Consider the following 20,569-nt stretch of genomic DNA (forward strand, 5'->3'; position numbering starts at 1 on the left):
GGGCCCGGCGCAGCCGGGGACGGCGCACGCTCACACCGGCCCGAAGCGGTAGCCGAAGCCCCGCACCGTCTGTATGTAGCGCGGCCGCGCGGGTATGTCCTCGATCTTGGCGCGGAGCCTGCCGACCGCCGCGTCCACCAGGCGCGAGTCCCCGAGGAAGCCGTGTTCCCACACGGACTGCAGCAGTTGCTCGCGGCTGAAGACGTGCGCGGGCGAGGCCGAGAGTTCGAGCAGGAGGCGCAGTTCGGTGGGCGGCAGCGCGATCTGCGTGCCGCGTTTGGCGACGGTGAGTCCGGCGCGGTCGATGACCAGGCCCGCGTGGTCCTCGCCCCGGGCCGACTGGGCGGGTTCGGCCCGCCGCAGCGCCGCCCGGATCCTGGCTTCCAGGACGGGGGCGGTCACCGGCTTGACCACGTAGTCGTCGGCGCCCGCCTCCAGGCCCCGCACGATGTCGCTGTCGTCGCCGCGCGCGGTGAGCATGATGACGGGCACGGTGGAGCCGGTGGCGCGCAGGCGGCGGCAGACGTCGAAGCCGTCGATGCCGGGCAGCATCAGGTCGAGCACGGCGATTTCGACGGCCGAGTCCGGGTCGGACAGGAGAGCGAGGGCGTGCTCACCGGTGCCGGCCGTGTCGACGTCGTAGCCGTGCCTGCGCAGCACCAGCTCCATGCCGTCGCGCACGGACACGTCGTCCTCGATCAGCAGTACATGGGCCATGGGGCCGATTATGCGCGACGGTTTGCCCTGCTCAGGCCGGGTGAAGGCGGCCGCTACCACGTTCTCGCGCATTGTTACGTGCTCATCATGCGGCCATGCAGCGGTCACCATGTACGGGCCCCACGGTGATCGCATGAACATCCACACCACTTCCCGCGGCACCGCCCGGCTCCGCCTCACCGCGGCCGTCGCCGCTCCCCTGCTCCTCCTCTGCGTCGCCTGCGGCGGCGGGGACGACAACGCCTCGGACGGCAAGGGCGAGGTCGCCTCCGCGCCCGACGAGCCGACCACGGGCGAGGGGTCCGGCAAGGACAAGGGCGAGGACAAGGACTCCTCGAAGCCCGCCGCCGAGGGCAAGAGCGCGTTCTACGACGCGCAGGTGAAGTACGTCCGCTGCATGCGGACCAAGGCCGGAGTGAAGGACTTCCCCGACCCCAAGCTGAGCGGCTATCTGAACTGGCCGGAGATCGACAAGGTCGTCGACCCGAAGAACGGCGGCGTCGAGTACAAGGGCGGCAAGGACGGCGTCTGCGTCCCGGAGCTGCAGCGGGCGATGAACCTGGAGCCGAAGCGCGACGCACAGAAGGACTACGAGTCGATGCTCGCGCACGCCAAGTGCATGCGCGACAAAGGCGTTTCCAAATTCACCAACCCCACCATGTCCGGCGGCAAAGTCCTGCCCGGCGGCGACCCCAGCCCCGGGAACCCGGCGCTCGACCCGAACTCACCCGCGTACAAGCAGGCCCGCGAGGCCTGCAAGGGCAAGCTGCTCGAGGGCCTGGACGGGATGCAGTAGATGAGGCGGCGTACATGTTTCCTCGTCGGCGGTGCCGCGGCGGCCGTCACCGCGCTGGGCGCGGGGGCGCTGACGTACGGCGGTGGCGGCGAGGACGAGGGCGGCCGCGGTGACCTGCCGCCCGCGACCGTCGCGATCACCCGGGCCGATCTCGCGCAGTCCAAGACGGTCGACGGGAAGCTCGATTTCGCGCAGCGCCGCGCGGTGAAGTCGGCGGTCGCGGGCACGGTGACGGTCGCGGCCCGCAAGGGCGCCACCGTCACGCGCGGTCAGGCGCTGTACGAGCTGGACGACAAGCCGGTCACGCTGCTGTACGGGCCGGTGCCCGCGTTCCGCGAGATGAAGGTGGGCGCCCGCGGCAGCGACGTACTGGAGCTGGAGCGCAATCTCGTCGCGCTCGGCTACGGCAGAGCGCTGTACGTCGACCCGCGCTTCGACAAGGCGACGGAGGCCGCCGTCAAGCAGTGGCAGAGGTCCCTGAACCGCACGCCGACCGGCAGGGTCGGCCAGGGGCACGTCGTCTTCCAGCCCGAGCAGATCACCGTCGTACGCGCGGACGCCACGCTCGCCGATCAAGTGGGCCCGGACACGGCCGTCCTCACCATCGCCTCGACCAGGCCCGTCGTACGCGCGGAGCTCGACCAGAGCGATGTGTCGCTCGTCGCGAAGGGCACCAGGGTCGAGGTGACCCTGGCGGGCGGCACGACCAGGCGGGGCCGGGTCACGGGAACGGTCCAGCCGGAGGGCTCGGACGGCAAGGACGCGGCGTCGGACGGCATCACGGTCGAAGTGACCCTGGACGGCGGCGCCTCGGCGGTGTCCGGCAAGGACGCCACGGCCACGGCGAGCGTGAAGTTCGTCAGCGAGAGCCGCAAGGACGTCCTCACGGTCCCGGTGGAGGCGGTCGTCGCGCTGCGCGGCGCGGACGGCGGCTACGGCCTCCAGGTCGTCGAGGGCACCGGGTCCCGGATGGTGCGGGTGGAGACGGGGATGACGGCCGACGGCCGCATCGAGGTCAGCGGCTCGCAGATCAAGGAGGGGCTGAAGGTCGGGGTGGCGACGGAATGACGCTCTCCACATCCGCGCCGCCGGTGCCCGCCGTCGTCCGCCCCGCGCCCGTCGTCGAGCTTCGGGACGTCACGAAGTCGTACGCGGGTGGCGTGCACGCCCTGCGCGGTGTGAGCCTCACCGTGGAGGCGGGCGAACTCCTCGCGATCGTCGGCCCGTCGGGGTCCGGCAAGTCGACGATGCTGCATGTCATCGGCACGCTCGACGCACCCACGGCGGGCACGGTCCGGGTGGCCGGGTACGACGTCGGCCGGCTCTCGGACGCGCAGTTGTCCGCGCTGCGGTCCCGCCACATCGGCTTCGTGTTCCAGCACTTCCAGTTGGCGGCGGGCCGCGACGCCGTCGACAACGTCGCGGACGGGCTTCTGTACGCGGGCGTCGCCCGCAAGGAGCGCCGGGACCGCGCCCGCGCGGCTCTGGAGCGCGTCCGTCTCGGCCACCGTCTCGACCATCGGCCCGCGGAGCTGTCCGGTGGTGAGAAGCAGCGCGTCGCGATCGCCCGCGCGCTGGCGGGCGAGCCGGACCTGCTGCTCGCCGACGAGCCGACGGGAGCCCTGGACACGGCGTCCGGCGAGGTCGTCATGGAGCTGCTGCACGAGCTGAACGCGGCGGGCACCACGGTGTGTGTCATCACCCACGACAACGAGATCGCGGACTCGCTGCCGCGCCGGGTCCGCTTCCGGGACGGCGAGATCGTGTCCGACTTCCCCGCCCAGCAAGCGAGTCCACGATGAACCTCCCAGACCCTCAGAGCCAGTTGGCTCCCCCGGACCCGCAGCCCCACATGGCTCCCCCGGACCGGCGGCCGACGCCCACCGGCCGCCTTCCCCGCCTCAAGCCCGCCCGACTCTCCCCCGGCGACATCCTCCGCCTTGGCGCGGTCGGCCTGCGCGCCCGCCGCGCCCGCGTCGTCCTGTCCGCGCTCGGCATCGCCATCGGGATCGCCACGATGGTCGCGGTGGTGGGCCTGTCCCAGTCCAGCAAGTCGGATCTGATGGCGCAGCTCGACCGCCTCGGCACCAACCTCCTCACGGTCGAGGCGGGCACGGACGCGATGGGCAACGAGATCAAGCTGCCGAAGTCGGCGGAGGCGATGGTCGAACGCATCGGCCCGGTCAAGGACGCGACGGCGACCGCGAACGTGGACGCCAGGATCCGCCGCAGCGACGTGGTCCCCGAGGAACGGTCGGCGGGCGTCACCACCCAGGCGGCCCGCACGGACCTCCTCGCGACCCTCAACGCCCGCGTGGCAAGAGGGACCTGGCTGAACAGGGCCAGCCAGCACCTGCCGGTGACGGTCCTCGGCTCGGTCGCCGCGCAGCGCCTGGGTGTCACCGAGCCGGGCCAGAAGATCATGATGGACGACGAGTACGTCGTCGTGGTCGGCATCCTCAAGCCCGTGGAACTGGTCCCGACCCTGGACCGCGTGGCGATGATCGGATTCCCCGCGGCCGAGAAGTACTTCCGCTTCGACGGCCACCCCTCGATGATCTTCGAGCGTTCGCCGGACGCGACGGTCGAGGACGTACGCGCCGTCCTGGCCCGCACGGTCAGCCCGGGCAACGAGGGCAGTCCCAAGGTCTCCCGCCCCTCGGACGCGCTCGCGGCGAAGGCGGCGACCGACAAGGGCCTGACCACGCTGATGCTCGGCCTGGGCGCGGTAGCGCTCCTGGTCGGCGGGGTCGGCGTGGCCAACACCATGGTCATCTCGGTCCTCGAACGCCGCCAGGAGATCGGCCTGCGCCGGGCGATCGGCGCCACCAGGAACGCGATCCGCCTCCAATTCCTCACGGAATCCCTGCTGTTGTCGGCGCTCGGCGGCGCGACGGGCGCCGTTCTCGGTACGGCGGCGACGTTCGGCTTCGCTTTCGCGCAGGGCTGGACCGCCGTGGTCCCGCCGTGGTCGGTGGCGGGCGGCTTGGCGGCGACGCTGCTCATCGGGGTGCTTGCGGGCCTCTATCCGGCGGTGCGGGCGTCGCGCCTGCACCCGACGGTCGCCTTGAACGCCACATGACGTACCAACGCCGATGCGTCCTCAGTCCAGGAACGCCGCGGTGGACGCCACGAACCGGTCGGCGTCGTCGAGCCACGGGTAGTGACCTGCTCCCGGCTGGATGACGAGTGCGGCATCGGGGAACAGCTCCGCGAACTCCGCCGTCGACCGAGGCGGGCTGTTCAGGTCGAACTCTCCGCCGAGCAGCAGGACAGGCACCTCGCAGGCGGCGAGCGCCTCCCGGGTGACCTCCGGCGAGAAGGCGCCCTCGGCCCCGAAGAGGCGGGCGGCCTCCTCGTTGTCGGGCCGGCTGTCGGCGTGGTGCTGCCGCGCGGCGGCGTCCCATCGGCCGTAGAAGAAGGGGGCGATGGCGTCCCAGTCGCCGCCCGTGCCCGCAGCGATCGCCTCGAAGGCGCCGAACGCCTCCGGGAACCAGGGTTCGTTCGTACGAAGCCGAGCCAGCTCGAGTCGTGTCGCGCCGGTGATCTCGATGCCGACGGCTCGGGTGCCCGGGCCGATCAGGGCGAGCTTGCTGACCCGCTTCGGGTACTGGGCGACGTACTGAGTCACGAGGTTCGCGCCGCCCGAGTGACCGAGCAGATCGATCCGCGGAAGTCCGAGGTGTTCGCGCAGCGCCTCGATGTCGTCGACCTGGCGGTCGCAGCGGTAGGAGGAGGTGTCCGCGGGGACGGCCGACCGGCCGGTGCCACGGAGGTCCAGGACGATCAGCTTGCGGTGCGCGGACAGGCCGCCGAGGTCGCCGAGGTAGGTGGAGTCCGCGGGCCCTCCGGGGACGCAGACGACCGGGGGGCCGTCTCCGATCACGCGGTAGGCGAGCTGTGTTCCGTCAGGTGCGGTGAAGGTGGGCATGGTCGGATCCTGCCAGCCATAACCAGGTTATACAACTGGGTTATGGCGACGAGCGGACTTCGGCTCACGGAATGTATAACCGGGTTGTGACACGCGATGAGAGCGAGCAGCCCAGCCGAGCACCGGCACCGGCACCGGCACCGGCACCGGCACCGGCACCACTGACCGAGCAGCAGGCCGAGCGGATGCTCGCCCACATGAACGAGGTCATCCGCGCGGGCGAGGAGATGCGGAAGCTGCGCGCCGAAATGATCAAAGCGCTCGTTCATCTCGGCTGGACCCAGGACAGAATCGCCCGGCTCACCGACATGACGCAGCCCGCCGTGTCCAAGCAGATGGCGAAGTACAAGAAGGGCGACCCGCCGCCCCCGATGGACCTCTCCCTGGACCAGCCCGACATCCCGTGGCTCGAAGGGCGCCTGTGGGGTCTCGCCGAGGAGATCGCAGAGGCCTTCGACGAGCCCGCCCACTGCGCCGGATACGTCAACGCCCTCACCCGGGGCAAGAAGCGCTTCACGCCCCAGAACGTCGACGAGCTGCGACGCCTCGTCGAGGAGGACCTGCGTCAGCGCCAGTCGGAGCTGCCCGGCAGCTACCGGGCCGCGTACGACAAGATCAGCCGAGGCCTCGACGTGCCCACGGGAGCGACCATCGCCACTTCGGCTTCCGCACGCCGCGCCCTAGCTCGCCAGCTCCAGCGCGCCCACCTCCAGGACGGCCACTGACATCGCCGCGACCTCCGGGGAAATGGGGCGCCACGTCCAACAGGGGCTACGACCGCTGCGCCGCGGGCGCGCGCTCGACCGAGGCAGCGCGGGCGACGACTGGGACGGCGGGATGGACAGCCAGGACAACGGGGTCGGCGCCGACCGGGGCGGCGGCCCGGCCTCGTCCCGCCAAGCGACAGCCGAGGCAGTGCGGATGACCCCGCCGCGCCGCCACGTCCCGCACCCGCCACGGCTGCCGCTCGACCGGCCGCGGCCCACTGGCCTTGCCCCACCCGGCGAGGTGGAGAACCCAGGTGACGAGCGCGGCGAGGACTACGATGCCGCCGCCCGCCACCAGCCCCCCGGTCGAGTCGGCGGCGAGCGCGACGCCCATCACCGTGCTGCCGAGGACGGCCGTTCCGGTCCCCGTCCAGCCTGCGACCGTGTGGCCCAGGTCGTGGTCTCCGTGCATGCTCATGGCCGCCTCCTCGGAAAATGGGATGCTGGAGCAGCCGGCCGGGGCTGACCCGCTCAGCAATGTCTTATCTCGCGAGATAATTCACTTAGATGCTAAGGGGATCTGTGGTGCAGGGCAAGGAGCGTCCGGCGGCGACGGCCGAGCAGGCGCTGTACGCGATGGACCGGATGATCGCGACGGCGCACTTCGGGCAACAGGACATCGCCCGGCGACTCGGCCTCAATGTCACGGACCTGACCTGCCTCGGCTTCCTCATGGAGGCCGCCATGGCGGGCGAGTCCCTGGTGGCGGGCGACCTCGCCGAGCGGGCCCGGCTGACCACCGGCGCGGTGACCGGCGTCCTCAACCGCCTGGAGAAGGCCCGCTATGTACGCCGCCAGGCCGACCCGCGGGACCGCCGGCGGGTCCACGTGGTCGTGGAGGAGTCCGCACAGAGCCGCATCCTTGAGGTCTACGGCCCCTTCTACGAACGGCTGGGCGTTCTCTTCGCCGACTACGGCCCGGACGAGATCGCCGTCCTGGCGGACTGGTTCACGCGGGCCAGAGGCTTGCTCGACGACTCGCTCGACGAGATCCGATCACCTGACGCCAACCACTCGCCTACCGAGCAGCACTGAGCCAGTCCTCGTAGCGAGTGGGAGCCAGACGCGCGCCCGGTCGCGCGACAAGAACGTCACCCTCGACCGCGGCGAACATCCCGGCCTGCTCGTCGATGACGACCGCGCGTTCGTCCTTTCGGGCCGCCAGCGTGCGGCGGCCGAGTTCGTCCAGGGAGAAGACGTCGGGGCCCGCGACGTTGAGCGTGCCGTTGAGGGGCGGGGCGGTGGCGACGCCGGCGAGGGCCGCGACCACGTCGGCGGTCGCGATGGGCTGGACGGGGGTGGACGGCAGCCGGACGGCGTTCTCGTCTGCGGTCCAGGACAGGACCGCGTCCATGAACTCGAAGAACTGGGTGGCGCGCACGATCGAGTACGGCGTGGGGCCGCTGCGCACCAGTTCCTCCTGGAGCGTCTTCGCACGGTAGTAGTCGAGCTGCGGCACCTGGTCGACGCCGACGATGGAGAGGGCGACCTGGTGGCGTACGCCCGCGCGCTCCCCCGCGGCCAGGAGGTTCCCCACGGTGGTGCGGAAGAAGTCCGGGGAGGCCGCGTCGAACGTCGGCGAGTTCGAGACGTTGACGACCGTCTCCGCGCCGTCGAGCGCCTGGTCGAGCCCCTCGCCGGTGAGCAGGTCGACGCCGGTCGACAGGGATGAGGCGACCACCTCGTGCCCGGCCTTGCCGAGCCGGGAGACCAGCTGAGAACCGATCAGTCCGGTGCCGCCGATGACCGTGATCTTCATGATCGTGCCTTTCTGTGTCCCTGCGTGGGCCGAGTGCCACTGTCGCGCGGCGCGGTGCGGCGGGGTTGGCATCCCGCATTCCGATCCCACATCCGCCGCAAACTCGGATATTCGATGTCCGAGATAATACTCGGATACCCTGTGTCCGAGTCAAACGGGGAGAGCGAGAGCACATGAAACTGTCCGGCGGCGTCGAATGGGCGCTGCACTGCTGTGTGGTGCTGACCGCGGCAACCGATCCGGTCCCGGCCGCCCGCCTTGCGCAGCTGCACGACGTCTCGCCCAGCTATCTGGCCAAGCAGATGCAGGCCCTGTCGCGGGCGGGCCTCGTGAAGTCGATCCAGGGCAAGACGGGCGGGTACGTACTGACCCGGGCGGCGGCCGACATCACGGTCCTGGACGTGGTCCAGGCGGTCGACGGGGCGAGCCCGGCGTTCGTGTGCACCGAGATCCGCCAGCGGGGCCCCTTCGGGACGCCGCCCCAGGACTGCACGAAGCAGTGCCCCATCGCCCGCACGATGGGCGCGGCGGATGCTGCCTGGCGGGCGTCGCTTCAGGGCGTCTCGATCGCCGATCTCGTCGGCGACGTGGACCGGGACAGCGGACCCGAGGCCCTCCCGAGCATCGGCGCGTGGCTCAACGCGGCGAGCAGCCCCACCTAGGGGTGCGTCGGGTGGGTCATGGGCCGGCAAGCCCTGCACGATCTGGCGACTACCGTGACCCCATGAACGCCACGGTCACCGCGATGATCATTGCTGTCGTCGGCGTGCTCGGCACGCTGTTCGCCCCGATGGTCAGCCATCGTTTGACGACGAGGGAACGGGCCCAGGAGGCTCAAGCGGCCCAGGACCAGCAGAAGTTCGAAGAACTGCGGGCCCACTACACCGCGATGAACCGAGCCGCCCGGCAGTTCCACACGCTGCTCAAGGACGCGTTGCACCGGATTCGCGACGGGGTGTTCGGCGAGCACGAGCGCAGTCAGCTGGAGGCCGCCCGTCTCGACTACCGCGACCGCTACGCCGAGGCCCAGATGATCGTCCCTCAGCGGATCATGCAGGCGTCCCGGGATGTGAACTCGGTGCTCGCCCATGGCGACGCCACGACCAAGCGGCTCGACCGTGGCGTGGCCCGGCCCGACGAGAACGTCGAAGCGGCTCTCCATGCCCTCAAGGCGGCCGAACCGCTCCTCGCTCACATGCGTGCCCTCATGCGCGCCGACCTCGGCCTCAACGACTGAATTCCAAGGGCGGCCCGGTCAGTTGCCGATGCCGCTGTCGTTGCCGATGCCGTTGCCGATGCCGATGCCGATGCCGTTGCCGTTGCCGTTGCCGGGAGAGGCAGTCAGCGCGTCGACCAGTTGCCTGGCGCGCGTCTCCTCTCCCAGGAGGGCCTCGACGAGAGGGCCCGTGCCCGGATCGGCTGCCGCTTCCCCGCCGGAACGGGAGTTGGGGCCGGAATCTGGCGTTCTCGTCGGGTCCGGGCCCTTGGTCTCGTCGATGTACTGCTCGACAGGCCGGGCGTCGGACGTCAGGCGAAGACCCTCACCAGCGGTCAGGGCGCCGTGAACCGAGGCGTAGTCGAGGCCCAGACTCACCAGTCGCTCACCGCCCGCGTACCGGGAGCCGAGACCCGGGGTGCTCTCCTCCGCCAGGTGCGGGTACCGCAGCGCGACCTCGTGGGTGGCCAGGACCGCGAGCAGCACGTGCTCGGTGCCCACCGCGTCGCTGCCGAGACGGCGTGCCTGCTCGTAGGTCTCCATTCTGACCCACCAGGCGGGCCGCGCCGCCCAGTTGACGCCACTGGCCTTGAGCAGCCACCGCATCCAGAAGGGCGCCCGGCGGTAGTGGCTGTGGCCGAGGAGAACGTCACGGGTGGGGTGCAGCAGGGGGTCGAGGCTGTCGTCCCCCTGGCTTCCGTTGCCGCCGTCGAGGCGGGCGAGCACGGCCTGCGGCGAGACGCCGCACGCGCCGAGCACCTCCACAGCGCGGTTGTCCCCCTCCAGCAGTCCCCGCAGCAGATGCTCGCCACCGAACTTCTTGGCGTCTTCTCGCCGGGCCTGTTCCATCGCGGCGGTCAGTGCCCTGGCGGCGGCGCCCGTGTAGCGGGTGCGCTCCTCGCCCTCCTCCCCCAGGACGTCCTTCTCGCTTACGACCCCCTCCGCGTCGTCATCGGCGCTCCACACGCCGTCCCGATCCATCCGGTCCCGCAGCGCCGCGAGCAGCGCGACCTTGGTCGCCCCTTCAGCCGCGAGTGCTTCGCGCGCCGCCCCCTTGGCCGTGGTGATGCCGGCCAGCAGGTGCTCGCTGCCGATGGGTCCCCCGGCGCCCGACCGCGCACCGCGCGCGGCCCCCAGCGCGGTACCTATTAGGTACCATCAAAGACATGCCCTCACTGAACATCACCTTCACCGACGAGGAGCTGGAGGAGGTCCGCGCCGCGGCGGCCGCCGAAGGCAAGTCGCTCAAGCAGTACGTCCACGACCTGTCGCTGCGGGAGCGTCAGCGCAAGCAGTTCGTGCACACCGCCGTGACCTGGGGCGAGCAGCATGCCGGGGAGTTCGACGAGGCGTTCCCCGACGAGGCCCCGCCCGCGGGCCGCCGCCAGGGAGCCGCGGCCGCCTGATGGTCCTCCACATCGATGTGTCCTGGCTGCTCGACGCCCAGGAACAGGCCGTCCCCGAGGACGTCAGCGTCGCGGACTACTCCGCGCTGGTCGCCGCCGTCGCCCGGCACAAGACCCGCATCCCCCGCCCCGGCATCGCCCCGCCCGACGCCGCCTGGCGTGCCGCTTCCCTGCTGCACACGGTGGTCCGGCTCGAACCCCTGCCGTACCGGAATTCGCTGTACGCCTGCCAGGTCGCCGTCGCGTACATGCACGCCTCCGGCGAGGGCATCGACCCTCCGTACGGAGCGCTGGTGGAGCTGGTCCGGGACGTGCAGGGCCGCAAGGCCACGGTGTATCAGGTGGCGGACCGCATCCGCGCCTGGCGGATCTGATCGGTGCCCGGGGCGCAGCTCTCCCTCAGTTCGTCGAGTTGAGCGGCGGTCAGGCTCCGGGCGGAGCCGCGTCGACTGTCGTCCAGGAGTGCGCTCGCGGTGTCCAGCCACTGCGGCAGGGGCTCGACGCCGATGAATGCGGCAAGTCGGGCCAGCTCCTCGCGGGGGCTGTCGAGGAGGTCCTCGTACGCGAGCGTGGCGCCCTGGCCCGTGGGCAGTTCATCGATGAACTGCGTTCCTTGGATGACGAGTTCGGACCACAGAGCGCCGAACCGACGTAGCGGGAGCTCCCTGTCTCGTACGAGCGCCGGATCGAAGCGCTCGCCGAGCAGCGGCGCCAGGTCCGGCGGCAGGGACCGCACATGCTCCTCCGTCAGCTCGCTGAGGTTCTCGACGCCGGCTCGTTCCCTGATCTCACGCATCAGGGTGATGACGCGGTATCCGGTGTGGCGGCTCATCGACAGGGCGCAGTCCGGGCCGTCCCTGAGCAGGTGCACGAACTTGGCGTGCGGGAAGGCGGTCCGCAGGCCTGGCGCCCAGCCGGCCGAGTAGCCGGAGCGCTCGACGACGGCGGTGCGCCCGAAGCGCGTACACAGCAGGTCGAAGAGCGCGAGGTGCTGTTCGGGGGCGGTGCGTTCGGGCCAGCGGACGACCGCCGCGCGGAGTTCGTCGAGGAGGGCGTCCGGGTCGTCGGTGAGGTGGGGCAGCACCATGAGGGAGAGCGCGGGGATGCCGTCGGGCGCCGGCGTGTACCGCCCGGGGCGGCGCGTGTAGAGGAATTCCGGCATCAGCAGCCCGCTGCGGATCATTCCCTCGAAGTGCGGTGTGGGCCGGAAGAGCGGCTCCCAGAACTCGCCGCCGGTCAGCTTGCCCTCGGGGAACGCGGTGTCGCCGACGGAGGCCATGTACTCGTTGAGGCTGAGGACGTCCGGGTGCGTGTTGAGGATGCGGGACAGCGCGGTGGAGCCACTGCGGCCCGTACCGATGACGAAGATCAAGGGGTGCACGGTCAACTCCGGGAACTGAGGGTGCGTACAGAGAGTGCGCACGGATGGGTCCGGCCCGCGGTGTCCCGCGGGCCGGTAGGAGACTTCCCCGGAGATCGGGACCGGGCACATGGGCTTCGCCCGCTTCGCTCGCTTCGCGCGCGCTGTGGCGCTTGTCACCCGGAATGCGCCGTCATTGACGGAAAATGTTCGAAATGAAGATCACCGCCTTCATATACTTCGCTTTGTTCGAAGGGGTGGGGGCTCTGCCTTCGTGACATCTGTGCGCCTGGCGTCCCTCGCCCCTGCCGTTTTTCTTGCTGAAGAGGAACCCACATGTCGCGCAAGAGTCTGGCCACCGCCGGTCTGCTCGCCACCGCTCTCACCGCCACTCTGGCCCCGTCCGCGCAGGCGGCCACGGCCACCCTCTCGCGTGCCGAGTACGACAAGGTCAAGATCGGCGCGAGCATCGCCAAGCTGCACTCGGTCGCCGGCAACGGCGCCTGCAAGAAGACGGCGAGCCAGAGCGGGCCCGGCTACTCCAGCAAGGTCTACACCTGCAAGGGCAACAAGCGGTACAGCACCGCCATGTTCACGTTCGGCAACGGCAAGCTCAGCATCAAGTCGCAGGCCGGCCTGGACGGCAAGAAGTCCAACGGCAAGATGACGAAGGCGAAGTACAAGAAGATCACCAAGGGCAAGACCATCGCCCAGATGCACTCCGCCGCGGGCAAGGGCGTCTGCGTGCGCTCCGCCGACTCCCAGGGCCAGGGCGGCATCAAGACGGCGATCTACCTGTGCGAGCAGTCCCGCACCTACGGCTCGGCTTCGTTCGGCTTCACCAACGGCAAGCTGGACGTCCGCAGCCAGTACGGCCTGCGCTAGTTCGTACGCTGATCCACAGTCCGTACGCTGATCCGTGCCGACCCGCTGAAGAGCGCGTCGGCGCGGCTTCACTTGCTTGTCCTCGACCCGGTAGCGCCACATCGCAGGCGTACGGGGATCGTCCGGGCCGAGGCCCAGCGTCCTGAAGTCGCTATAAGACGTTCTCCTGTCAGCGGCGTCGCAGTGACGCGTCGAGCAGCGCGGGCGGGGTGTCGGACTTCTCGTGTGCGGCGAGGTCGGTGCCGGGGGCGACGATCGTGTCGATCGCGTCGAGCACGTCGGCGGAGAGCACGGTGTCCGCGGCGGCGAGCTGGGCGCGCAGGTGGTCCACCGTGCGGGGACCGATGAGCGCGCTGGTCACGCCGGGGTGCGCGGTCACGAAGCCGAGCGCGAGCTGGATCATCGTCAGGCCCGCCTCGTCGGCGACCTTGGCCAGCCGCTCGACCGCGTCGAGCCTGGCCCGGTTGAACGGGATGGTGGTGTCGAAGCGCTGGGGCATGAACGTCGAGCGGTTGGTGGTGATGTCCCGCCCCTCGCGGACGGCGCCGGAGAGCCAGCCCGAGGCCAGCGGGCTCCACACCAGCACGCCGAGTCCGTACTCCTCGGTGACGGGCAGGACGTGGCTCTCGATGCCGCGCTGCAGGATCGAATAGCTGGGCTGTTCGGTGACGTAGCGGCTCAGGTGATGCTCGCGGGCGGCCCACTGCGCCTGCACGATCCGGTACGCCGGGAAGGTCGAGGAGCCGAAGTAGCGGATCTTGCCCGCGCGTTGGAGGTCGGTCAGGGCCGACAGCGTCTCCTCGTCGCTGGTGTTCGGGTCCCAGCGGTGGATCTGGTAGAGATCGACGTGGTCGACGCCCAGGCGGCGCAGGCTGTTGTCCAGCTCGGTGACCAGCCAGCGGCGCGAGCTGCCCTGATGGTTGCGCTCGTCGCCCATCGGCATGCTGACCTTCGTGGCAAGGACGATGTCGTCGCGGCGGCCCGCGATGGCCTTGCCGACCATCTCCTCGGACTCGCCGTCGCTGTATCTGTCGGCGGTGTCGATGAGGTTGACGCCGCCCTCGAGAGCGGCGTCGACGATGGCGGTGGCCTCGTCCTGCGTGGTGCGGCCGATCTTGCCGAAGTTCATCGCGCCGAGCGCGAGCGAGCTGACTTGAACACCGGTGCGGCCCAAGGTGCGGTACTGCATGGCTGGTTCCTCCAGTGCGGGTGTACGTGTACGGGGGCGACGCCGGGCGACGCGTCAAGGCATGACGGATCGCCTCACGGCATGACGGGGTGACGTGGCGATGCGGTGGCAAGGCGGGACTGGCCGCCCGCCTCCTGCTCTGCCATCATGAGCAAGCGGAACGTTGTTCCGGTAATGACGATACGGAACCGTGTTCCGTTTAGCAAGGCGCGAGGTGCTACGGCAGCGGCCGTACAGCAGAGGGAGCGGCGCGGTGAAGGACAGCGACGAGAGCGCGGGGACCGCGGCCCGGTCCAAGCGGGCGGACGCCCGGCGCAACAAGGAGACCCTGCTCGAAGCGGCCGCCTCGGTGTTCGTCACCTCGGGCGTGGAAGCGCCGGTACGCGACATCGCGGCCAAGGCCGGGGTCGGGACGGGCACGATCTACCGGCACTTCCCGACCCGGGCGGACCTGATCGTCGCCGTCTACCGACACCAGGTCGAGGCCTGCGCCGAAGCCGGTCCTGCCCTGCTGGCGAGCAGCGAGACCCCGCACGCCGCGCTCGGGCGGTGGATCGATCTCTTCGTCGACTTCCTGGTCACCAAGCACGGACTCGCCGCCGTGCTGCAGTCCGACAACGCCGGTTTCGACACGCTGCACACGTACTTCATCGACCGGCTCGTGCCCGTGTGCGCCCAGTTGCTCGAAGCCGCGGCCGACGCGGGCGAGATCCGCTCGGACATGGAGGCCCTCGTCCTCATGCGCGGCGTCGGGAACCTCTGCATCGGCGCGGACAGCGATCCCCGCTACGACGCGCGGCGACTGGTCGAACTCCTCATCACGGGGCTGCGCCTGCCGCAGTAGCCGGCAGGTGCGGCAGGGCAAAGCCCCGTACGAGGTGTAAGAGGTGTAAGAGGTGTAAGAGGTGCAAGAGGTTCTTACTCAGGCGACCTGCTTGGCCTTGCGCATCAGCAGACGGCCGTGGCCGAACCGCTCCCCCTCGCGGGGCGCACGCATCATCCGGCCGACCTCGGTGAATCCGGCGTCGGCGGCCAGCTCCGCGAGGTCGTCCATCGGCCATCGGTAGGCCGTCACCACTTTGTGGTCGAACGGCGTGACGGGATCGCCCTCCGACTCGAAGAAGCCGAGCAGGAGGTGGCCGTCGGGCGCGAGTATCCGGTTGAACTCGGCGAAGTACGAAGGCAGTTCCTGGGGTGGCGTGTGAATGACCGAGTACCAGGACACGACACCGTGCAAGCTGCCGTCGGCCAGGTCCAGGGCGTCCATGGAGCCGACCTCGAACCGCAGATCCGGGTACGACTCGCGGGCCAGATCGATCATCACCGGCGACAGGTCGACGCCGAAGACGTCGAGCCCCAGGTCCCGCAGGTGCGCGGTCAGATACCCGGGTCCGCACCCCAGCTCGGCGACAGATCCGTGGTCGCCGGTCCGCGCGAGCTCGGCGAACGCGGCGAGCATCGCGCGGTCCAGCGGCGCGTCATCGAGGGCGGTGCGGGCGAGTTCGGCGTAGCGGACGGCGATGGCGCCGTAGGCGTCCGCCGTCGCATCGAGGTACGAGGAAGGTTCGGTCACAAGCGAGGACACTAGAGCCTGCTCCCGGCCGCGCGGCCGGGGGGTCAGCGCTCCGCGCAGGCGTCCCCGATCGCCTCGTCCAGAATCGTCAGGCCGAGCGACAGCTCCTCCTCCGTGGCGGTCAGGGGCGGCGCGATCCGGAAGACTCCGCCCATGCCGGGAAGCTGCACGATGTTCATGTGCAGGCCGAGTTCGAGGCAGCGGCGGGTGACGCGGGCGCCCAGTTCGTCGGAGCTGTGCTTCGTCTCGCGGTCGGTGACGAGTTCGAGTCCGGCGAGGAGGCCCCGGCCGCGGATGTCGCCGACGACCGCGTGCCGCCCGGCGATGTCCTCCAGTCCGGCGCGCAGGAACGTGCCGAGCGACCGCGCTCGTTCGTCGAGCTTGTCGGCGGTCAGGACGTCGAGGACGGTGTTGCCGACGGCGGCCACCAGCGGGTCGGCGACGTGCGTGGTGAAGAACAGGAACCCGCGGTCGTACGCTTCCTGCTCGATCTCGGCGCTGGTGAGCACGGCGGCGAGAGGCAGCCCGGCGCCGAGTGTCTTGGACAGCGTGAGGATGTCGGGGACGACGCCGTCGCGCTCGAAGGCGTACCAGGTCCCGGTACGGCACAGGCCGGTCTGCGCCTCGTCGAGGATCAACAGCATGCCGCGCTCACGGCACTTGGCCTGCAGGGCCGCGAAATATCCCACCGGCGGCTCGATGATTCCGCCCGAGCTGAGAATCGGCTCGACCAGGCATGCGGCCAGGCTGCCGGTCGACTGGGCGTCGATCAGGTCGAAGGCGAAGTCGAGCTGGCGGCGCCAGTCCAGCGCGCCGTCGGCCGTGGTGAAGTCGGGCCGGTAGGTGTTCGGCACGGGGATGGCGAAGTTGCCGGGCGCGCCGGGGCCGTAGCCCTTGCGGCCCGCGCTGTACGTGGCGGACGCGGCGGCCTGCGTCATGCCGTGCCAGGACCGCGCGAACGAGACGATCTCGTGCTTGCCGGTGACGAGCTTGGCCATCCGGATGGCGGCCTCGTTGGACTCGGCGCCGGTCGTGAGCAGCAGGGCCTTCTCCAGCGGCGCGGGCAGCGTCTCGGCGAGGCGCCTGGCCAGGTCGACCACAGGGCGGCTGAGCATGCCGCTGTAGAGGTGGTCGAGGGTGGCGACCTGCCGCTGGACGGTCGCGACGATCTCCGGGTGCGAGTGGCCGAGGATCGCGCTCATCTGGCCGGAGGTGAAGTCGAGGATCTTCCGGCCGTCCGCGGTGAACAGGAAACTCCCGGCGGCGCGGTCGATGATCTCGCGGGTGAAGTCGCCGCCGTAGCGGACGAGGTGCCGGTCGGCGTCGGCCCAGAAGGCGGCGGCCGAGCGCGAGGCGGTGGACGCCGCGGCGGGGTACGACGGGGTGGCGGACGGCAGGTCGGCGGACACGGGGGCGGGGGTCGAAGCAGCCATGCCCCCGACGGTAGGGCGCGCCCGAGCGACACGTCCATCAAACAATTCCGGCTTTCCTGTTCGGCGGAACCGCACAAGAATGAGCGCGTGATGAATCCCTGGAGACTGCGGCTGCTGAGCCAGCTCGACACGCTGGGTACGGTCCGGGCGGTCGCCCAGGCCGCCAATCTGAGCCCGTCGAGCGTGTCGCAGCAGCTCGCCGTGCTCGAATCCGAGACGCGCACCCAGCTCATCGAACGGACGGGACGCCGCGTGCGGCTGACCTCGGCCGGGCTGATCCTGGCCCGGAGGGCGCGGGCGATCCTCGATCACATGGACAGCGTCGAGGCGGAGCTGCGCGGATTCGGCGAGGAACCGGCGGGACTCGTGCGGCTCGGCGCGTTCCAGAGCGCGATCCACACCATGGCAGTGCCGGCGGTGACCCGGCTCGCGCGCGAGCATCCGCACCTCGACGTCGAGCTCCTGGAGCTGGAGCCGCACGCGAGCCTGCCCGCGCTGCGGGGCGGTGACGCGGACGTCATCATCACGACCACGGACTTCGACGAGCTGCCGCTGGGCCCGGACCTGGATCTCGTACCGCTGGCCACGGACCCGGTCGTCCTTGTGGTGCCGCCCGACCATCCCGCGGCCGGGCGTGGTGCCGTGGACCTCGCGGCGTACGCGGACGAGCCGTGGGCGTTCGACATTCCGCAGTCGTACATGGCGAATCTCGCGCTGCGACTGTGCCGTCAGTCGGGGTTCGAGCCGCGGGTGGTGTGCCGGTTCAGCAACTACATGATGACGCTGCAGCACGTCGAGGCCGGTCTTTCGATCGCGCTGCTGCCGGACCTGGCGGTCGACCGCCGCTATCGCGTCGCCACCAGGGAGCTGGCGACTCCGGTCACGCGCACCATCACGGCGGCGATCCGCCGTGGCGCGCCGCCTCGCGCGGCGGTGCGCGTCGTCCTGGACGCGCTGCGCCACCAGCCGGACCTGCCGCCGCCGGGTCCGGAGTGAGCCGTCGAGTCCGTGCGAACGCGGCTTGTCCCACCCCTTGATCTCTTCGTTTCGCAGGTGCACGCTCGGTGACCGCGTCGACGGCTTAGAGTTCTTGTTGATCTTCCCCGCGCGAGCCGCGCAACCCGCCGAGATTGGACGATGGATGAACGTACGCCGGAATGGAACGTTCGGCGCGACGACGGGAGTTGACCGTTCGCCCGGGTCCGAACCGGGTGCGAAGTCGGATGTGAAGTCGGATGCTAAGTCGGATGCGCCCGGTCTCGGGCGGCGTCGGTTCCTCGGTTACGTCCTCGCCGCTCCGACCCTGGTGACCGCCGCCGAAATCGGACCGGCGGCGCCGACGGCGGACGCGGCGGAGATTCCGTCGGTGGAGATCACCGAACTGGTCGACCTCAACGACGTGATGACCCTCGCGGCGCTGCCCACCTCGAACCTGATCACGATCGAGGTCCACAAGGACGGCACCGTCTCGTTCGCCCTGCCACGGGCCGAGGTGGGGCAAGGCATCACGACGTCGACGGCCATGCTGATCGCCGAGGAGCTGGACGTACCGCTCGACCGGGTGCGGGTCACGTTGGCCGACGCGCGGCCGGAGTTGCTGTTCAACCAGCTCACCGGCGCGTCCAACACCACGATCTCGACGTATACGCCGATCCGGGTCGCCGCCGCCGTCGCCCGGGGCCGGCTCCTGCGGGCCGCGGCGATCGCGCTCGACGCCGCCATCACCGATCTCACGCTCAAGGCCGGGGTCATCACCGACCTCGTGGGCGGCAGCATCGGCATCGGTGAACTCGCCGAGAAGGCCGCGAGCGGCAAGGCGCAGCGGGTGTCCGTGGACCTCAAGGAACGCGAGCAGTTCAAGGTCATCGGTCGGCCGCAGAACCGTATCGACGCGCTCGCGGCCGTCACCGGGCGCAAGAAGTTCGCGATGGACCTCGATGTCCCGGACGCCAGGCCGACCATGGTGTGCCGTCCGCCGACCATCAACGGCAAGGTGGGCTCCGTGGCCAACCTCGACGAGGTCCGCGCCATGCCGGGCGTCAGCGATGTCGGGGTGATCTCCACCGGAGTCGCGGTGCGTGCGCGGACGTTCGGCCAGTGCATCGACGCCGTACGCGCCCTGCGGGTGTCGTGGAAGCCCGGGGCCGCGGCGGGCAAGTCCGACGAGTCCGTGCTCAAGAAGCTGCGGGCCGCCGAGCTGCCGATCGGCCTGCTGCCGCCGCTGACCCCGTCGGTGGAGGAGACGTTCACCTTCCACTTCCGCAGCAACAGCGCGCTCGAGCCCAACTGCGCGATAGCCGACGTGCGTTCGGACCGGGCGGAGATCTGGTCGGGCCTCAAGGCGCCGATCGTCGCCAAGCAGGCCATCGCCGCGCGGCTCGGGCTTCCGCAGAGCGCGGTCACGGTGCATGTCACCGAGGGCGGCGGCTCGTTCGGGCGCAAGCTGTTCTTCGACGCCGCACTGGAGGCCGCCGAGATCTCCAAGGAGTTCGGCAAGCCCGTCAAGCTCATGTGGCACCGGGCCGACGACTCCCGCCAGGGCCGCGCCCACCCCATGGCCACCTCGCGCGTACGCGCCGCGTATCTCGGCAACACCGTGCTCGGCTTCAGGCAGCGGCACACCAGCGTCTCCACCGACCTCAGCCATGGGCTCGGCGAGGTCTTCACCGCCCTGGCCGCGAAGCTCCCGGTGGGCGACATCGGCTTCTCCCAGACCTTCTTCCACCTGTCCCAGTCGATGCCCTACAACTTCGGCACCCACAGCCGCCTGCTCAGCGAGACCGACAAGAGCTTCAACACCGGCAGCATGCGCGGCGTCTACTCCCCCGATGTCGTGTGCGCCCGGGAGCTGATCGTCGACCGGCTCGCCGCGAAGATGGGCAAGGATCCCTTCCGGTTCCGGCGGGACTTCCTCCGCGGGGAGCGGGCGCGGGCGGTGCTTGAGAAGGTCGCCGAGGTCGGGGACTGGGGCCGTACGATGCCTGCCGGCACCGCGCAGGCAGTCGCCTTCCACTCCGAGTACCACTCGGTCAGCGCCGTCCTCGTGGAGATCGACTGCCGCCCGGAGACCGTCGACCGCCCGATCCGTGACGGCGTGACCGGACCACGCGTCACCAAGGTCGTCTTCGCCGTGGACGTCGGCCTCACCGTCAACCCGCGCGGTCTGGAGGCGCAGATGATGGGCGGCGTCATGGACGGGATCGCCCAGACCCTGACCTCCAGCCTGCACCTGCGCGACGGGCACTTCCTGGAGGCGAGCTGGGACAACTACTTCTACACCCGGCAGTGGAACACACCGCCCGAGCTGAAGATCATCGTCATGCCGTCCACCACGGACGAGCCCGGCGGTGCCGGAGAGCTCGCCGTCGCCGCGTCGATGGCCGCGGTCGCGTGCGCCTACGGACGCGCGACGGGCACCATGCCGACCAGCTTCCCGATCAACCACGGCACGCTCTCCTTCGTACCGAAGCCGACCGTCCCGCCCGTCCCCGCGTCCCCCACCGACGGCCTGGACCACGTCCGTTGAGCCACCCGCCG

General features: G+C 70.4%; 23 protein-coding genes. 14 read left to right on the forward strand and 9 right to left on the reverse strand.

From position 1 onward, the window contains the following. Positions 1-30: 30 nt before the first annotated feature. Positions 31-717, reverse strand: coding sequence for a response regulator (locus IEY91_RS22095; RefSeq protein WP_189175380.1), 687 nt, complete (start codon positions 715-717; stop codon positions 31-33). Between the two features lie 133 nt (positions 718-850). On the opposite strand from IEY91_RS22095, the gene IEY91_RS22100 reads away from it, so the two are divergent. Genes IEY91_RS22100 through IEY91_RS22115 form a run of 4 tightly spaced genes read left to right on the forward strand, consistent with a single transcriptional unit; the run spans position 851 to position 4,595 of the window. Next, positions 851-1,513, forward strand: a complete 663-nt coding sequence (locus IEY91_RS22100; RefSeq protein WP_189175381.1) for a hypothetical protein — start codon at positions 851-853, stop codon at positions 1,511-1,513. Then, entirely contained in the window at positions 1,514-2,581 is a 1,068-nt protein-coding gene (locus IEY91_RS22105; RefSeq protein WP_189175382.1) for an efflux RND transporter periplasmic adaptor subunit, read from the forward strand. Further along, positions 2,578-3,315: an ABC transporter ATP-binding protein gene (locus tag IEY91_RS22110; RefSeq protein ID WP_189175383.1), complete on the forward strand. Its 738-nt coding sequence runs from the start codon at positions 2,578-2,580 to the stop codon at positions 3,313-3,315. Before IEY91_RS22105 ends, IEY91_RS22110 begins: the two co-directional genes overlap by 4 nt. 50 nt (positions 3,316-3,365) lie before the next feature. After that, positions 3,366-4,595, forward strand: a complete 1,230-nt coding sequence (locus IEY91_RS22115; protein ID WP_164327903.1) for an ABC transporter permease — start codon at positions 3,366-3,368, stop codon at positions 4,593-4,595. A 21-nt stretch (positions 4,596-4,616) separates the two neighbouring features. On the opposite strand, the gene IEY91_RS22120 is transcribed toward IEY91_RS22115, so the two are convergent. Next, positions 4,617-5,444, reverse strand: coding sequence for an alpha/beta fold hydrolase (locus tag IEY91_RS22120; protein WP_189175384.1), 828 nt, complete (start codon positions 5,442-5,444; stop codon positions 4,617-4,619). A gap of 86 nt (positions 5,445-5,530) precedes the next feature. Here IEY91_RS22120 and IEY91_RS22125 point away from each other — a divergent pair, with 86 nt between their 5' ends. Beyond that, on the forward strand, positions 5,531-6,169 hold the full coding sequence (locus IEY91_RS22125; protein WP_229697147.1) for a sigma-70 family RNA polymerase sigma factor: 639 nt from the start codon (positions 5,531-5,533) through the stop codon (positions 6,167-6,169). A 46-nt stretch (positions 6,170-6,215) separates the two neighbouring features. Here IEY91_RS22125 and IEY91_RS22130 read toward each other — a convergent pair whose 3' ends face one another. Continuing rightward, positions 6,216-6,629, reverse strand: coding sequence for an HGxxPAAW family protein (locus tag IEY91_RS22130; RefSeq protein WP_229697148.1), 414 nt, complete (start codon positions 6,627-6,629; stop codon positions 6,216-6,218). Positions 6,630-6,718: 89 nt separating this feature from the next. Between IEY91_RS22130 and IEY91_RS22135 the strand changes: the two genes are divergently transcribed. Then, positions 6,719-7,246, forward strand: a complete 528-nt coding sequence (locus tag IEY91_RS22135; protein WP_229697149.1) for a MarR family transcriptional regulator — start codon at positions 6,719-6,721, stop codon at positions 7,244-7,246. On the opposite strand, the gene IEY91_RS22140 is transcribed toward IEY91_RS22135, so the two are convergent. Beyond that, positions 7,230-7,970: an SDR family oxidoreductase gene (locus IEY91_RS22140; RefSeq protein WP_189175385.1), complete on the reverse strand. Its 741-nt coding sequence runs from the start codon at positions 7,968-7,970 to the stop codon at positions 7,230-7,232. The two genes, IEY91_RS22135 and IEY91_RS22140, sit on opposite strands and share 17 nt — an antisense overlap. Positions 7,971-8,143: 173 nt before the next feature. On the opposite strand from IEY91_RS22140, the gene IEY91_RS22145 reads away from it, so the two are divergent. Both IEY91_RS22145 and IEY91_RS22150 read left to right on the forward strand, forming a co-directional pair. After that, positions 8,144-8,632, forward strand: a complete 489-nt coding sequence (locus IEY91_RS22145; protein ID WP_164316949.1) for an RrF2 family transcriptional regulator — start codon at positions 8,144-8,146, stop codon at positions 8,630-8,632. 62 nt (positions 8,633-8,694) lie between these two features. Beyond that, the gene (locus tag IEY91_RS22150) at positions 8,695-9,207 is read left to right on the forward strand and encodes a hypothetical protein (RefSeq protein WP_164316951.1); all 513 of its coding nucleotides are present in this window, start codon (positions 8,695-8,697) and stop codon (positions 9,205-9,207) included. An 18-nt stretch (positions 9,208-9,225) separates the two neighbouring features. On the opposite strand, the gene IEY91_RS22155 is transcribed toward IEY91_RS22150, so the two are convergent. Beyond that, on the reverse strand, positions 9,226-10,152 hold the full coding sequence (locus IEY91_RS22155; RefSeq protein ID WP_506005027.1) for a Clp protease N-terminal domain-containing protein: 927 nt from the start codon (positions 10,150-10,152) through the stop codon (positions 9,226-9,228). Positions 10,153-10,352: 200 nt separating this feature from the next. Here IEY91_RS22155 and IEY91_RS22160 point away from each other — a divergent pair, with 200 nt between their 5' ends. Beyond that, the gene (locus IEY91_RS22160; RefSeq protein ID WP_164316953.1) at positions 10,353-10,592 is read left to right on the forward strand and encodes a type II TA system antitoxin, ParD family; all 240 of its coding nucleotides are present in this window, start codon (positions 10,353-10,355) and stop codon (positions 10,590-10,592) included. After that, positions 10,592-10,966: a toxin Doc gene (locus IEY91_RS22165; RefSeq protein ID WP_164316956.1), complete on the forward strand. Its 375-nt coding sequence runs from the start codon at positions 10,592-10,594 to the stop codon at positions 10,964-10,966. The genes IEY91_RS22160 and IEY91_RS22165 overlap by 1 nt, the downstream gene beginning before the upstream one ends. Here IEY91_RS22165 and IEY91_RS22170 read toward each other — a convergent pair. Further along, positions 10,930-11,973, reverse strand: a complete 1,044-nt coding sequence (locus IEY91_RS22170) for a sulfotransferase family protein (RefSeq protein ID WP_189175386.1) — start codon at positions 11,971-11,973, stop codon at positions 10,930-10,932. The genes IEY91_RS22165 and IEY91_RS22170 overlap by 37 nt on opposite strands. A gap of 315 nt (positions 11,974-12,288) precedes the next feature. On the opposite strand from IEY91_RS22170, the gene IEY91_RS22175 reads away from it, so the two are divergent. Then, the gene (locus IEY91_RS22175; protein WP_189175387.1) at positions 12,289-12,837 is read left to right on the forward strand and encodes a hypothetical protein; all 549 of its coding nucleotides are present in this window, start codon (positions 12,289-12,291) and stop codon (positions 12,835-12,837) included. Between the two features lie 169 nt (positions 12,838-13,006). Here IEY91_RS22175 and IEY91_RS22180 read toward each other — a convergent pair whose 3' ends face one another. Beyond that, positions 13,007-14,026, reverse strand: a complete 1,020-nt coding sequence (locus IEY91_RS22180) for an aldo/keto reductase (RefSeq protein WP_189175388.1) — start codon at positions 14,024-14,026, stop codon at positions 13,007-13,009. Between the two features lie 253 nt (positions 14,027-14,279). On the opposite strand from IEY91_RS22180, the gene IEY91_RS22185 reads away from it, so the two are divergent. Continuing rightward, entirely contained in the window at positions 14,280-14,870 is a 591-nt protein-coding gene (locus IEY91_RS22185) for a TetR/AcrR family transcriptional regulator (RefSeq protein WP_189175389.1), read from the forward strand. Between the two features lie 78 nt (positions 14,871-14,948). Here IEY91_RS22185 and IEY91_RS22190 read toward each other — a convergent pair whose 3' ends face one another. After that, on the reverse strand, positions 14,949-15,599 hold the full coding sequence (locus tag IEY91_RS22190; protein WP_164316966.1) for a class I SAM-dependent methyltransferase: 651 nt from the start codon (positions 15,597-15,599) through the stop codon (positions 14,949-14,951). A gap of 44 nt (positions 15,600-15,643) precedes the next feature. Further along, positions 15,644-17,032: an aspartate aminotransferase family protein gene (locus IEY91_RS22195; protein WP_229697150.1), complete on the reverse strand. Its 1,389-nt coding sequence runs from the start codon at positions 17,030-17,032 to the stop codon at positions 15,644-15,646. 90 nt (positions 17,033-17,122) lie between these two features. Here IEY91_RS22195 and IEY91_RS22200 point away from each other — a divergent pair, with 90 nt between their 5' ends. Further along, positions 17,123-18,028, forward strand: coding sequence for a LysR family transcriptional regulator (locus IEY91_RS22200; RefSeq protein ID WP_204327941.1), 906 nt, complete (start codon positions 17,123-17,125; stop codon positions 18,026-18,028). 145 nt (positions 18,029-18,173) lie between these two features. Further along, positions 18,174-20,558, forward strand: coding sequence for a molybdopterin cofactor-binding domain-containing protein (locus IEY91_RS22205; RefSeq protein WP_189175390.1), 2,385 nt, complete (start codon positions 18,174-18,176; stop codon positions 20,556-20,558). The last annotated feature ends 11 nt before the right edge of the window (positions 20,559-20,569 follow it).

The sequence above is a fragment of the Streptomyces lasiicapitis genome (assembly GCF_014646335.1).
GTDB classification, from domain to species: Bacteria; Actinomycetota; Actinomycetes; order Streptomycetales; family Streptomycetaceae; genus Streptomyces; species Streptomyces lasiicapitis.